The organism is Pseudomonas sp. AC112, from assembly GCF_979253545.1.
The window spans coordinates 332,991-345,763 of the sequence record NZ_CEEDCM010000001.1 but is presented as its reverse complement, the minus strand read 5'-3'; the positions used below and the strand labels follow the sequence as shown (position 1 = coordinate 345,763).

The 12,773-nt window shown below is 60.9% G+C and carries 12 protein-coding genes; 7 read left to right on the top strand and 5 right to left on the bottom strand.

Going from position 1 to position 12,773, the window contains the following annotated elements:
* Positions 1-13 precede the first annotated feature (13 nt).
* Positions 14-805: a crotonase/enoyl-CoA hydratase family protein gene (locus tag AC0IYN_RS01730; RefSeq protein WP_471840362.1), complete on the bottom strand. Its 792-nt coding sequence runs from the start codon at positions 803-805 to the stop codon at positions 14-16.
* 423 nt (positions 806-1,228) lie between these two features.
* On the opposite strand from AC0IYN_RS01730, the gene AC0IYN_RS01725 reads away from it, so the two are divergent.
* Positions 1,229-2,902 carry a DEAD/DEAH box helicase gene (locus AC0IYN_RS01725; protein WP_078047563.1) on the top strand — a complete coding sequence of 558 codons (1,674 nt, stop codon included), beginning with the start codon at positions 1,229-1,231 and terminating at the stop codon, positions 2,900-2,902.
* 174 nt (positions 2,903-3,076) lie between these two features.
* Here the strand turns inward: AC0IYN_RS01725 and AC0IYN_RS01720 are convergent, their stop codons facing one another.
* Positions 3,077-3,844: a DODA-type extradiol aromatic ring-opening family dioxygenase gene (locus AC0IYN_RS01720; protein ID WP_471840360.1), complete on the bottom strand. Its 768-nt coding sequence runs from the start codon at positions 3,842-3,844 to the stop codon at positions 3,077-3,079.
* A gap of 103 nt (positions 3,845-3,947) precedes the next feature.
* Here AC0IYN_RS01720 and AC0IYN_RS01715 point away from each other — a divergent pair, with 103 nt between their 5' ends.
* Positions 3,948-4,604: a thiopurine S-methyltransferase gene (locus AC0IYN_RS01715; protein WP_457240383.1), complete on the top strand. Its 657-nt coding sequence runs from the start codon at positions 3,948-3,950 to the stop codon at positions 4,602-4,604.
* Between the two features lie 221 nt (positions 4,605-4,825).
* Here the strand turns inward: AC0IYN_RS01715 and htpX are convergent, their stop codons facing one another.
* Both htpX and AC0IYN_RS01705 read right to left on the bottom strand, forming a co-directional pair.
* Complete coding sequence (gene htpX, locus AC0IYN_RS01710; protein ID WP_471840358.1) at positions 4,826-5,713, bottom strand: protease HtpX; 888 nt, start codon at positions 5,711-5,713, stop codon at positions 4,826-4,828.
* A gap of 304 nt (positions 5,714-6,017) precedes the next feature.
* On the bottom strand, positions 6,018-7,229 hold the full coding sequence (locus AC0IYN_RS01705; RefSeq protein WP_016978462.1) for a pyridoxal phosphate-dependent aminotransferase: 1,212 nt from the start codon (positions 7,227-7,229) through the stop codon (positions 6,018-6,020).
* A 202-nt stretch (positions 7,230-7,431) separates the two neighbouring features.
* Between AC0IYN_RS01705 and msrB the strand changes: the two genes are divergently transcribed.
* The 3 genes from msrB (at position 7,432) to AC0IYN_RS01690 (ending at position 8,970) form a co-directional block, all read left to right on the top strand.
* Entirely contained in the window at positions 7,432-7,824 is a 393-nt protein-coding gene (gene msrB / locus AC0IYN_RS01700) for a peptide-methionine (R)-S-oxide reductase MsrB (protein WP_078047567.1), read from the top strand.
* Positions 7,825-8,008: 184 nt separating this feature from the next.
* Positions 8,009-8,494, top strand: coding sequence for a glutathione peroxidase (locus AC0IYN_RS01695; protein WP_078047568.1), 486 nt, complete (start codon positions 8,009-8,011; stop codon positions 8,492-8,494).
* Positions 8,491-8,970, top strand: coding sequence for a MarR family winged helix-turn-helix transcriptional regulator (locus AC0IYN_RS01690; RefSeq protein ID WP_406597675.1), 480 nt, complete (start codon positions 8,491-8,493; stop codon positions 8,968-8,970). The genes AC0IYN_RS01695 and AC0IYN_RS01690 overlap by 4 nt, the downstream gene beginning before the upstream one ends.
* Here AC0IYN_RS01690 and AC0IYN_RS01685 read toward each other — a convergent pair.
* Positions 8,924-11,233, bottom strand: a complete 2,310-nt coding sequence (locus AC0IYN_RS01685) for a hybrid sensor histidine kinase/response regulator (RefSeq protein ID WP_471840356.1) — start codon at positions 11,231-11,233, stop codon at positions 8,924-8,926. The genes AC0IYN_RS01690 and AC0IYN_RS01685 overlap by 47 nt on opposite strands.
* A 164-nt stretch (positions 11,234-11,397) precedes the next feature.
* Here AC0IYN_RS01685 and AC0IYN_RS01680 point away from each other — a divergent pair, with 164 nt between their 5' ends.
* Both AC0IYN_RS01680 and AC0IYN_RS01675 read left to right on the top strand, forming a co-directional pair.
* Positions 11,398-12,288, top strand: a complete 891-nt coding sequence (locus AC0IYN_RS01680; RefSeq protein ID WP_078047571.1) for an ATP-binding protein — start codon at positions 11,398-11,400, stop codon at positions 12,286-12,288.
* Complete coding sequence (locus tag AC0IYN_RS01675; RefSeq protein ID WP_078047572.1) at positions 12,285-12,767, top strand: GAF domain-containing protein; 483 nt, start codon at positions 12,285-12,287, stop codon at positions 12,765-12,767. Before AC0IYN_RS01680 ends, AC0IYN_RS01675 begins: the two co-directional genes overlap by 4 nt.
* Positions 12,768-12,773: the final 6 nt, after the last annotated feature.

Genomic DNA, 12,773 nt, shown 5'->3' with positions numbered 1-12,773 from the left:
CGCTACTGCCAATTCAAATGCCCTTGAACACCCCAGGCCGCTTCTCGATCATCGCCCGCACACCTTCCTTGGCATCTTCACTGTTAAGCAGCTTATCCACCATCGGCGGCAACGCGGCCGCCGCCACGGTTTCACCCTCTATGCGCGCCAGGCGTGCCGACATCAACGTCGCCTGCACACCCAGCGGTGCCTGGCGCGCAATGCGGTTGGCCAGTTCGACGGCGCGGGGCAGCAGGTCTTCGCTGGCCATCACTTCTTGCACCAGGCCCAGGCGCAAGGCGTCATGGGCATCGAACTCATCGCCAGTGAGCAGCCAGCGCATCGCGTTGCCCCAACCGGCGATCTGGTGAAAGCGCAACGTCGCGCCGCCGAACGGAAAGATCCCGCGCTGGACTTCCATCTGCGCAAAGCGCGTGTTGCTGGCGCAAAGATTGATATCCGCGGCCAGCATCAACTCGATGCCAATGGTGAGGCAGTAGCCCTGTGCCGCGACGATCACCGGTTTGCTAACCCGCGGGCCGGCGAACACGCCCCAAGGGTCGCAGCCCCCCAGCGGCGGTTGCCAGCCGCCTGCCATCACGCTACTGACATTGGCCAGGTCCAGTCCGGCCGTGAAGTGATCGCCGTGGGCAAACACCAAGGCCACCCGTGCGTCGTCATTTCGATCAAATTCGCCATAGGCCAGGCTCAGTTCATTGAGCAGGTCCAGGTCGAAAGCGTTGCGCTTGGCCACCCGGTCCAGGCCCAGCATCAGGACATGGCCCTGGAGTTCACGGCTGACGCGGCTGCTGCTGGCTTGATTCATGGGGTGTGCCCTCGGGCGCGGGGAAGGGTTTCGGACCAAAGGGTCGGAAAGGTCAGGTGAACCGTTTAAGCTTTATGACCAGCAGGGCCGGGCCTTTGAAAAATAGACCCTGGCGCAGTTATCTGCAAAGGCTGTGACGCAGCGCGGTTTATCGGTGCCTGGCGATAAAAAAAGCTCCCTTTTTCAGCTATTTCCGGTATAGTGCGCGCCGGCCTTTAACCGGGCCGCGTTTAGGTAGCGCAATTCCCCGAAGTCAGCTTCGGCTGCACGTCCGCACAGCGGACTCTCCCTTGACGAATCTTTTTCATTCATTCGTTTTCGCAAATCCCCGCCGACAAAGCAGCCAGGGCGACTCTTGAGTCTCAACACGGCATGCGCAGCTTTGGAGCATGGGTCTTTGCGGATGCACTTAGAGGCAGACCCATGACCCAGGAAACCGGCGGCTTCGCCGCTTTTAATCTTAACCCGAATATTCTTGCAGCCGTCGCAGCGACCGGCTACGAAGAGCCTTCGGCGATTCAGCAGCAATCGATCCCGATCATCATGGCCGGCCAGGACATGATTGGCCAGGCGCAAACCGGTACCGGTAAAACCGCCGCGTTCGCCCTGCCTATCCTGCACTGCATCGATCCTGCCAAGCGCGAACCGCAAGCCCTGATCCTGGCGCCAACCCGTGAGTTGGCGCTGCAAGTAGCAACCGCTTTTGAAACCTACGCCAAGCAAATGCCAGGCGTAACCGTTGTGGCCGTTTACGGCGGCGCGCCTATGGGCCCGCAACTCAAAGCTATCCGTAACGGCGCACAGATCGTTGTCGCCACCCCGGGCCGTCTGTGCGACCACCTGCGTCGTGACGAGAAAGTCCTGTCGACCGTGAACCACCTGGTTCTCGACGAAGCTGACGAAATGTTGAAGCTGGGCTTCATGGATGACCTGGAAGTCATCTTCAAGGCACTGCCACCCACCCGTCAGACCGTACTGTTCTCGGCCACCCTGCCACAGTCGATCCGTGCCATTGCCGAACGCCACCTGCGCGATCCGCAACACGTGAAGATCCAGACCAAGACCCAGACCGTTACCGCGATCGAACAGGCTCACCTGTTGGTTCACGCTGACCAGAAGACCTCGGCTGTATTGAGCCTGCTGGAAGTCGAAGACTTCGACGCCCTGATCATGTTCGTGCGCACCAAGCAAGCGACCCTGGACCTGGCAAGCGCCCTGGAAGCCAAAGGCTACAAGGCCGCTGCGCTGAACGGCGACATCGCCCAGAACCAGCGTGAGCGCGTCATCGATTCCCTCAAGGATGGCCGCCTGGACATCGTTGTGGCGACCGACGTTGCTGCCCGTGGTCTTGACGTTCCACGTATCACCCACGTGTTCAACGTTGACATGCCGTACGACCCAGAGTCCTACGTTCACCGTATCGGCCGTACTGGCCGTGCCGGTCGCGAAGGTCGCGCTCTGCTGCTGGTGACTCCACGTGAGCGCCGCATGCTGCAAGTGATCGAGCGTGTTACCGGCCAGAAAGTCGCTGAAGTGCGCCTGCCGGATGCCCAGGCAGTCCTCGATGCCCGCATCAAGAAACTGACCAACAGCCTGGCGCCACTGGTGGCTGACGCTGAATCGACCCACGGCGAACTGCTGGACCGCCTGACCGCCGATATTGGTTGCACCCCGCGTGCCCTGGCTGCAGCCCTGCTGCGCAAAGCTACCAACGGTCAAGCCCTGACCCTGGCAGCCATCGAGAAAGAACGTCCACTGGTTCCGAACAGCGCGCCACGCGGTGATCGTCCAGAGCGTTCCGGCGACCGTCCAGACCGTGGTGATCGTGAGCGTCGCGCTCCGGTGCCATTGGCTGAAGGCCGTGCTCGTTGCCGTACCGCGCTGGGCGCGCGTGATGGTATCGCTGCCAAGAACCTGCTGGGCGCTATCCTCAACGAGGGTGGCCTGGCACGTGAAGCCATCGGTCGTATCCAGGTCCGTGACAGCTTCTCCCTGGTGGAGCTGCCGGAAGACGGTCTGGAAAAACTGCTGGCCAAGCTGAAAGACACTCGCGTTGCCGGTAAGCAGCTGAAGCTGCGTCGCTACCGCGAAGATTGATCCGCCCTTGGGCTGATTGATCGCACATAAAAAATCCCCGACTCGGTCGGGGATTTTTTTTGGCTGATATTTTTACACGGCTATGCAGCACCTGTAGGGCCCGGCTGTCAGTGCCAAGTGTGTGGGCTGGAGCGCCGCACCCGCCGGCCAGCCGGCTCCTGCAAGGGCGGGGCGTCAGCCGAAGCGGTAGATGTCCATGCCCAGCGCACCCAGGGTGAAGCCCTGGTGCGCCACGCTGAAATCGCCACCGGCACCCCGCGCAAAATACAGCGGCAGCAGGTGTTCATCACTGGGATGGTTGCGCACGGCATTCGGCGCCTGGCGACGGTAGTCGTGCAATGCGGTTTCATCGTTGGCCGCCAGCTTGTCGACGACCCAGTCGCGGAACGCCTGCGCCCATGGCGTGATGGTCTCCGGCCCGGCGCGCCAGTCAAGCTCACCGAGGTTATGGGTGATGCTGCCCGAGCCGATCAGCAACACACCTTGCCCGCGCAGGCTGGCCAGGGCATGCCCGACGCGGGTCTGCAGGGCAGGGCCCATGCGGCTGGGCAGGGACACCTGCACCACCGGGATATCCGCCGCCGGGTACATCAGCGAAAGCGGCACCCAGGTGCCGTGGTCGAAGGGGCGGCGGTCGTCAATGCGGGCAGCCAGGCCATCGGCATGCAGCAGTTGGAGGATCTCGCTGGCCAACTGCGGGTCGCCCGGCGCCGGGTATTGCACGGCGAACAATTCGCGTGGGAAACCGCCGAAATCGTGCCAGGTTTCGGGCGCTGCGCTGCCGCTGACCAAGAGTTCTTGGCTCTCCCAATGCGCCGACACCACCACGATTGCCTTGGGCCGTGGCAGCTCGGCCGCCAGGCGCTGCAACGCGGGGCCGCTGGCGCCGGGTTGCAGGGCGAGCATGGGCGAACCGTGGGAGATAAACAGGCTGGGGAACATAAGTGAGGTCCTGAGCGTTAACATGGGCCCATCTTTAATCAGATCATTGATCTAAATCTAATATAAGTTTTAGTGCCTTTTGATCGAGTTTTCGGGAGGATCCATGGAGCCTAAGTTTTGGCAGGAGCGCTGGGCGCGCAACCAGATCGGTTTTCATTTGCCCGAGGTCAATCCTTACTTGCAACGGCACTGGCCGCAGTTGGCGCTCGCCCAAGGCGCCCAAGTGCTGGTGCCGTTGTGTGGCAAAAGCCTGGATTTGATGTGGCTGGCCAGCCATGGGTTGCGAGTCATGGGCGTGGAGCTGTCGGAACGGGCTGTGGAGGCGTTTTTCAGTGAGCAGAACCTTGTGCCGCGCATTACACGGCGGGGCGCATTCACGGTGTATCAGGCTGATCTGATCGAGGTATGGTGCGGCGATTTCTTTGCCCTGGACGCCGAGGCACTGGCTGATTGCACCGGGCTGTATGACCGAGCCGCACTGATTGCCTTGCCGCCGTTGATGCGTGTGCAGTATGCGGAGCACCTGAACCATCTGCTGCGTTCCGGTTGCCAGGGGCTGCTGGTCACCCTTGATTACGACCAGACCCAAAAAGCCGGGCCGCCGTTTGCGGTGACGGATGATGAAGTGAAGGTGTTGTTTGGGGCGGAATGGACGTTGGGGGTGCTGGAGGAGCAAGACATCCTGGGTGAGAGTTGGAAGTTTGTGCAGGACGGTGTAACGCGGCTTGATGAGCGGGTTTATCAGCTGACTATGCGCTGATCAGGGCAGTGCGATTGCGGCATGGGTCGCCTAAGATCAAAAGCAACATCAAGATCAACAGCGGCTCGCTTCGCATCGTGGTTGGGGATGACCATCGCGAGCACGCCCGGCGCCTGCATGTGCCAACATACGACTGTGGGAGCCGGGCTTGCCCGCGATGACGACAGTAGCGCCCACAAAAAAGGGGCGATCGGATCGCCCCTCGTTGTGCCACCTTGTACTTAGCCCCGACGACGCAGAGCGTCGATGCGCTCTTCCAGCGGCGGGTGGCTCATGAACAGGCGAGCCATGCCCTGTTTGATGCCGCCGTTGATGCCGAAGGCGGTCAGGCTGTCTGGCATGTGCACCGGCAAGCCTTGTTCGGAGCGCAGGTGTTGCAGCGCTGCAATCATCGCCCCGGTACCGGCCAGGCGAGCACCGGCTTCGTCTGCACGGAATTCGCGTTTGCGCGAGAACCACATGGTGATCGCGCTGGCCAGGAAGCCCAGCACCAGTTCAGCGAAGATGGTCGACACGAAGTAGGCAATGCCGCGGCCGCCTTCGTTCTTGAAGATCACCTTGTCGACAAAGTTGCCGATGATCCGCGCGAAGAACATCACGAAGGTGTTCACCACGCCCTGGACCAGTGCCAGTGTGACCATGTCACCGTTGGCCACGTGGCCGATCTCGTGGGCCAGCACCGCCTTCACTTCATCGTACGAGAAGCGTTCCAGCATGCCCTGGCTGACGGCAACGAGCGCGTCGTTCTTGTTCCAGCCGGTGGCAAACGCGTTGGCTTCATAGGCCGGGAAGATCCCGACCTCAGGCATCTTGATACCGGCCTCGCGGGACAACTGCTCGACGGTCTGCAGCAACCATTGCTCATGCCGGGTACGTGGCTGGGTGATCACCTGGGTGCTGGTGCTCATCTTTGCCATCCACTTGGAGATGAACAGCGAGAACAGCGAGCCGGCAAAACCAAAGACCGCACAGAAAACCAACAGCTGATTGAGGTTCAGGTCAACCCCGTTGGCCGCCATGAACCCGTTGAAGCCGAAAAGGCTCAAGGTGATGCTGGCAATCAGCACGACCGCAAGGTTAGTGGCCAAGAACAGCAGGATGCGCATCATGGTTGTAGAATTCTCCTCATGCTTAATATGTCGCGTACTGCGGGGTATATAAGGTGCGGCATGGGGTGATTCAACCGAGCGACTATTTCAAACTGTGTCCTACAGCATGAATGTAGGGCCTTGAAGGGATTTTCCGAGGTTCAAAAGGCGTCTTGATCGGTTCGCCGATACCTTTGCACCCTGTAATCATAGGGGGTAGCTGGCGTTTTCGCCGCCAGTGAAGTGCTGGAATGGGGGACGGGCAGAGAAGTGTTGCCAGATACTCGCTGTACGACCGATTGTCGGTCGTACAGCGCCGTTTGCATTACTGGCGATAGGACTTGAGGAAGTTGCCGATGCGACCAATGGCCATGTCCAGGTCATCCACGCGCGGCAGCGTCACCACGCGGAAGTGATCCGGCCACGGCCAGTTGAATGCGGTGCCTTGCACCACCAGCAGCTTTTCCGACAGCAACAGGTCGAGCACAAACTTCTCGTCGTTGAGAATCGGGCACACTTTCGGGTCGATTCGCGGGAAGGCGTACAACGCACCCATGGGTTTGACGCAGCTCACGCCCGGGATCGCGTTGAGCAGTTCCCAGGTGCGGTTGCGTTGCTCCAGCAGGCGGCCTTGGGGCAACACCAGGTCGTTGATGCTCTGGTAGCCGCCCAGTGCGGTCTGGATCGCGTGCTGGCTCGGCACGTTGGCACACAGGCGCATATTGGCCAGCATGTCGATGCCTTCGATGTAGCTCTGGGCGTTGTGCTTGGGACCGGAAATGGCGATCCAGCCGGAACGGAACCCCGCCACGCGGTAGGACTTGGACAGGCCGTTGAAGGTCAGGCACAGCAGGTCCGGCGCCAGGGAGGCGGTGCACACGTGTACGGCGTCGTCGTAGAGGATCTTGTCGTAGATCTCGTCGGAGAACACCACCAGGTTGTGCTGGCGCGCCAGTTCGAGCATGCCCAGCAACACTTCCTTGGAGTACACCGCGCCCGTCGGGTTGTTCGGGTTGATGATCACCAGGGCTTTGGTGTTCGGGGTGATCTTGGCCTTGATGTCGGCCAGGTCGGGGAACCAGTCGGCGCCTTCGTCACACAGGTAGTGCACCGGGTGGCCGCCGGCCAGGGTCACGGCGGCGGTCCACAGCGGGTAGTCGGGTGCCGGCACCAGCACTTCGTCGCCGTTGTTGAGCAGGGCCTGCATGGACATCACGATCAGCTCGGATACGCCATTGCCCAGGTAGATGTCTTCGATGCCGACACCTTCGACCTGCTTTTGCTGGTAGTACTGCATCACCGCCTTGCGCGCGCTGAACAGGCCTTTGGAGTCGCTGTAGCCCTGGGCGGTGGGCAGGTTGCGGATCACGTCCTGGAGGATCTCGTCCGGCGCTTCGAAACCAAACGGCGCCGGGTTGCCAATGTTCAGCTTGAGGATGCGATGGCCTTCCTCTTCCAGGCGTTTGGCGTGCTTGAGCACTGGGCCGCGAATGTCGTAGCAGACGTTGGCGAGCTTGTTCGATTTGCTGACCTGCATGGCGATGTGATCCTGAAAATGAACGATCCAGACGGTGTGGACACTACCGTACTGCGAATCCTGCGGGGCCCGCACCCATAAATACGTTTGAATGCCGGTAGCGCGGGTGCCAGACTGGCGTTTTGAAGAGGCGCAATCATACGTGCCGCCTGATCCATGGAAAAGACACAGATCAGGCTTTTTCAGTTGCCGAGGTGTACCGATGGAAAAGTTGCAGAAAACCGTTGATGAGTGGAAGGCGATGCTCGATCCAGAGCAGTACAACGTATGCCGTCTCAAGGGCACCGAGCGTCCTTTCAGCGGCAAGTACAATGACACCAAGACCGACGGCGTGTATCACTGCATCTGCTGCAATGAGCCACTGTTCGATTCGGCTACCAAGTTTGACTCCGGCTGCGGCTGGCCGAGCTTCTACGCGCCGATCGCCGACAGCGCAATGGTCGAGATCCGTGACGTCAGCCACGGCATGATCCGCACCGAAGTCACCTGCGCCAAATGCGATGCGCACCTGGGGCACGTGTTTCCGGACGGCCCGCCGCCGACCGGCCTGCGTTATTGCATCAATTCGGTGTGCCTGGACCTCGTCCCGCGTTGAATTGACCGGCGCGGCACCTGTAGGCGCCCGGCTGCCGGCGATGGCGATCTCACGGACGCCATCGCCGGCAAGCCGGGCGCCTATGGGGGAGGGGTGATAGTGAGGTATCAATTCGGCCAATTAAATTGCACACAATTTAATTGCCTACTATGTTTACCCCTCTTTTCCCCAACGAGGCACTGCCATGAGTGACAACCTGCTGAGCATCCCTTGCACCACCATCAAGGGTGAGCAAAAGACCTTGGCCGATTTCGCCGGCAAGGCCATCCTGGTGGTCAATACCGCCAGCAAGTGTGGCTTCACCCCGCAGTACAAGGGCCTGGAGCAACTCTGGCAGCAGTACAAGGACCAGGGGTTAGTGGTACTGGGTTTTCCTTGCAACCAGTTCGGCAAGCAAGAGCCCGGTAACGAAGGTGCGATTTCCGAATTCTGCGAGCTGAATTTCGGCGTCAGCTTCCCGCTGTTCAAGAAGATCGACGTGAATGGCAGCGAGGCCCATCCCTTGTTCGTGCAACTGAAAAAGCAGGCGCCAGGCCTGCTGGGTTCCAAAGGCATCAAGTGGAACTTCACCAAGTTCCTCATTGGCCATGACGGCCAGGTGGTCAAGCGCTTTGCCCCGACCACCAAGCCCCAGGACCTGACCCAAGAGATCGAAGCCCTGCTCAAATGACCGTCTCCCTGGCCCTCGACCATCAACTGTGTTTCAAGCTCTATGCCGCCTCCCGGGCGGTAACCCGTGCCTACAAGCCAATGCTCGAAGAGCTGGGCCTGACCTACCCGCAATACCTGGTGATGCTGGTGCTGTGGGAATGGCACGAAGCAGCGCCGGCGCAGCCCACGGTCAAGGCCCTGGGTGAGCGCTTGATGCTCGACTCGGGCACGCTGACGCCGTTGCTCAAGCGTCTTGAGCAGCTCAAATGGGTCCGGCGCCAGCGCAGCGCGAAGGATGAGCGAGAAGTGCACTTGAGCCTGAGCGAAGCCGGTGTGCACTTGCGCGACCAGACCCAGGGCCTCAAGACCCGGCTGCTGTGCGACAGCGGCATCGACCTGAACCAGGCCGACACGTTGCGCGATGGCCTGGACCAGTTGCTTGGGCAGATCAGAGACGTGTCGTCTTCGGCACCCACAGCTCCAGCAAGCCGCTGAGTTCTTCGCGACGAAACGGTTTGGCCAGGTAGTCATTCATGCCTGCGGCCCTGCACCGCTCGCGTTCTTCTGACAAGGCATTGGCCGTCAACGCGACAATGGGCAGGTCCGGCCAGCGCCCGCTGCGGCGAATCTGCCGGCTGGCCTCATAGCCATCCATCACCGGCATATTGCAGTCCATCAACACCATGTCGAAGGGCTGCTCTTCCAGGAACTTCAGCGCCTCGCCGCCGTGAGCCGCCACGACCACCTCGCACCCCAACTTGCTGAGCATGCCCTTGGCCACCAGTTGGTTGACCGGGTTGTCCTCCACCAGCAGGATGCGCGCGCGGTGGGCCAGGGGCGCGGCTTCCATCTGGATCGGGTCGAGGATCAGTTGCGCATCGCTGCGCAGGTTTCGTTGCAGGATCTGATACAGCGCATTGCGGCTCAGCGGGCGTGCCTGTTGCTGCAAGGGCGCGAGGGCCGCGACTTCTTCACTGGGCATGAAATTGCCATAGGCGGTCACCAGCAGGATCGGCGCGCTGATGGACGGACGCAGGCGGAACAGGCATTCCGGGCAGTCGGTGATCAACAGGTCCGGCGCGTGTCCGCTCAAGTCCTCATCACGCGGGTAGCAATGCGGTGTCAGCCCCCAATGGGGCAGCAGGGTGGTGAGCAGTTCGGTCAGGCCGCTGCCGGCGCTGGTGATGGCGATCACTTCACCCATGAGCGGCGTCGGTTGCACCGCAGGCAAATGGATCGGCAGCGGCAGGTCGGCGCAGAACTGGCTACCAAAGCCCACCTCCGAGCTGATGCTCAAACGGCCCTTCATGGCTTCACACAGGTTATGCGTCAGGGCCAGCCCCAGGCCTGTGCCACCATACTGGCGGGTGATACCGGCGCCAGCCTGGGTGAACGGCTGGAAGATCTTCACCTGGGCTTCCTGGGCAATGCCGATACCGGTGTCGCACACCTCGATGCGTACCCGGCCCTCCAGCGCACTGAGGCGCACGTCCACACGGCCGAAGCGCGTGAATTTCAAGGCATTGGACAGCAGGTTACTGACAATTTGCCGCACCCGGGTCGGGTCGCCCAGGACTTGGGCGGGAAATTGCGGGTCGATCAGGCAGGTCAGCTCAACGCTCGGCGCGGCGTTCTGCGACAACAGGTTGGCGGTGTCTTCCACCAGTGAGCCCAGGTCGAACGGGATGCGCTCCAGCTCCAGTTGACCAGCGTCGAACTTGGACAGGTCGAGAATATCGTTGAGCAATTCCACCAGCACTTTGCCCGAATCATGGGCGATGGACAGTTGCTGGCGCTGCTCAGCGTTGAGCGGGCTGTCCAGCGACAGCGCGATCATGCCCAGCAGGCCGTTCAGCGGGGTGCGGATTTCGTGGCTCATGTTGGCCAGGAACGCGGCCCGTGCCTGAGCCATGCCCAGTGCATGCATCTTCGCCGCTTCCAATTCATCGTTGGACTGACTCAGGCGCTGGTTGCTGGCCTTGAGCTCCAGGGTGCGGGCGGAGACGATGTCCTCCAGTTGCCCCAGGTATTCAGTCAGCCGATCTTCGGCGTGACGGCGTTGCTGGATCTCCGTCTCCATGTTTTCGAACTGTTGGTTGGCGACGTTGACCAGTACGCCGATTTCGTCGTGTTCATGGCCGGGCGGGCAGTCCAGGCGGGCCTGTCTGCGGTTGCTCAGCTCACGGATAATACGCACCAGCGGCTGGGTCAACATCACGTAGAACAAGCCCAGCAGGATGCCGGTGAGCAACAGACTGCGGACAAAGCCATTGAGCAGGGTGATCTCGGCACGGTGCAGAAAGCGGCTGCCAAAGGCATAGGTATCGACGTCCAGGCGCAGCACGCCGAGGGATTCGTTGGGCATATGGCTGAGGAATAAGCGGTCTTCAAACTGGCGGTTAGCGCCGAACATGAAGTCGCTGAGGGGGCGGTAGGTGCCCTCTTTGCGTGGCCGGTCGACATCGGCCAGCACCACGCCGTTGTTGTCGATCAACTGGGCGTGAATGATGGCGGGGGAGTGCAGCAGGCCCAGGGTCAGTTCCTGGGCCAGTTCGGCGTCGATGTTGTAGGCGATGCGTGACGCGGGGTTATGGCTGATTTCGATCAGTGAGCGAATTTCACGGTTGATGGATGCGTCTTCGCTGGCATAATCAATGCCGATTTGGATCAGGCTGAGCAAGGTTCCCAAGACGAAACCGACCAGCACAGTCAATCTGGCTTGTTTATAAGACAAGCGGTGGGCGAACTTGATATCCATCGAGTGTTGAACCACTTCACGTTTCCCTTCGCCCGGCAAGCATAGCTGAACATCCACAGGCTCTGGCTTACCCGGCATGAATCGTTTTTTTACGCAGCCTCGTGCGGTCTGCCGCAGGGTTGCCAATACGCCATCTTTTGCAAGAACTTGCCAGAGGAATAATCGTGGATTCTCGATTGAACGCCTTTCTTGAGCGGGCCGACGCAGTGCTCGCCCGCCTGGAACCCTTGTTGCCCGCGCCGCGCCAAACCATCGATTGGAACCAGTGCCTGGCTGCCCGCTGGCAGCGCGAAGGCCGCAGTGGTTTCCTGTTGCCCCTGGACGTGAGCCTGGAGATGCGCCTGTCCGACCTGATCGGCGTGGACAAGCAACGTGAAACACTGGCGCGCAACACCCAGCAATTCATCGATGGCCTGCCCGCCAACCATGCACTGCTGTGGGGGTCGCGTGGCACTGGTAAATCGTCCATGGTGCGTGCCTTGCTGGCCCAGCACGCCAAGGCCGGCTTGCGCCTGATCGAAATCGAGCGCGACCACCTGGCGGACCTGCCGCGAGTGGTCGAGCAACTGGTCAAGCTGCCGCAGCGGTTTATCCTGTTCTGCGACGACCTGTCGTTCGAGGCCGGCGAGGGTGATTACCGCGTGCTCAAAAGTGTGCTCGACGGCTCCCTCGAACAAGCCCCGGAAAACGTGCTGTTGTACGCCACCTCCAACCGCCGCCACCTGGTGCCGGAAAACCAGAGCGACAACGACAACTGGAAACGCGTGGATGGCGAACTGCACCCAAGCGAAGCCGTGGAAGACAAGATTGCCCTGTCTGACCGTTTCGGTTTGTGGCTGTCGTTCTACCCGTTCACCCAGGAGCATTTCCTGGATGTGGTGGAGCACTGGATCGGCGAGCTGGCGAACAAGGCCGGCTTGCAGTGGCAGCGCGATGAAGCCCTCGACATCCTTGCCGTGCGCTGGGCCACCGGTCGCGGCAACCGCAACGGCCGCTGTGCCTATCAATTCGCCCGCTATTGGGTGGGCCTCAAACTGCTGGAGCGTCAACCATGATCGATCTAACCAGCGCCGGTACTGGCCTTGATGGCTACGCCATGCTCTGCGCGCAATTGGAGTCGCTGCTGGCCGATGAGCGTGACTTCATCGCCAACAGCGCGCAGTTTTCGGCGTTCCTGTTCAACCAGTTGGATGACTTGAACTGGGCCGGCTTCTACCTCAACCGCAACGAAGAACTGGTGCTCGGACCGTTCCAGGGCCAGATTGCCTGTGTGCGTATTCCGTTTGGCCGTGGAGTATGCGGTGCGGCGGCAGCGTCGCGGCAAACCCAGCGGGTGGAGGATGTTCACGCATTTGCGGGGCACATTGCCTGTGACAGCGCGTCCAACAGCGAGCTGGTGGTGCCCCTGGTCAAGGACGGCAAACTGATTGGCGTCCTTGACCTCGACAGCCCATCACTCGCGCGTTTTACCGTCCAGGACCAGGCAGGTATCGAACAGTTGGCGGCGATTTTCCTGCGCTTGACCGACTGCTGATCAGGT

Bases quoted from the DNA above. Each gene is read 5' to 3' on its own strand.
- AC0IYN_RS01695 (WP_078047568.1), top strand. From the start codon at position 8,009: ATGAGTGACAACCTGCTGAGCATCCCTTGCACCACCATCAAGGGTGAG.
- AC0IYN_RS01720 (WP_471840360.1), bottom strand. From the start codon at position 3,844: ATGTTCCCCAGCCTGTTTATCTCCCACGGTTCGCCCATGCTCGCCCTG.
- AC0IYN_RS01705 (WP_016978462.1), bottom strand. From the start codon at position 7,229: ATGCAGGTCAGCAAATCGAACAAGCTCGCCAACGTCTGCTACGACATT.
- AC0IYN_RS01730 (WP_471840362.1), bottom strand. From the start codon at position 805: ATGAATCAAGCCAGCAGCAGCCGCGTCAGCCGTGAACTCCAGGGCCAT.
- AC0IYN_RS01725 (WP_078047563.1), top strand. From the start codon at position 1,229: ATGACCCAGGAAACCGGCGGCTTCGCCGCTTTTAATCTTAACCCGAAT.
- AC0IYN_RS01685 (WP_471840356.1), bottom strand. From the start codon at position 11,233: ATGGATATCAAGTTCGCCCACCGCTTGTCTTATAAACAAGCCAGATTG.
- AC0IYN_RS01675 (WP_078047572.1), top strand. From the start codon at position 12,285: ATGATCGATCTAACCAGCGCCGGTACTGGCCTTGATGGCTACGCCATG.
- htpX (WP_471840358.1), bottom strand. From the start codon at position 5,713: ATGATGCGCATCCTGCTGTTCTTGGCCACTAACCTTGCGGTCGTGCTG.
- AC0IYN_RS01690 (WP_406597675.1), top strand. From the start codon at position 8,491: ATGACCGTCTCCCTGGCCCTCGACCATCAACTGTGTTTCAAGCTCTAT.
- msrB (WP_078047567.1), top strand. From the start codon at position 7,432: ATGGAAAAGTTGCAGAAAACCGTTGATGAGTGGAAGGCGATGCTCGAT.
- AC0IYN_RS01715 (WP_457240383.1), top strand. From the start codon at position 3,948: ATGGAGCCTAAGTTTTGGCAGGAGCGCTGGGCGCGCAACCAGATCGGT.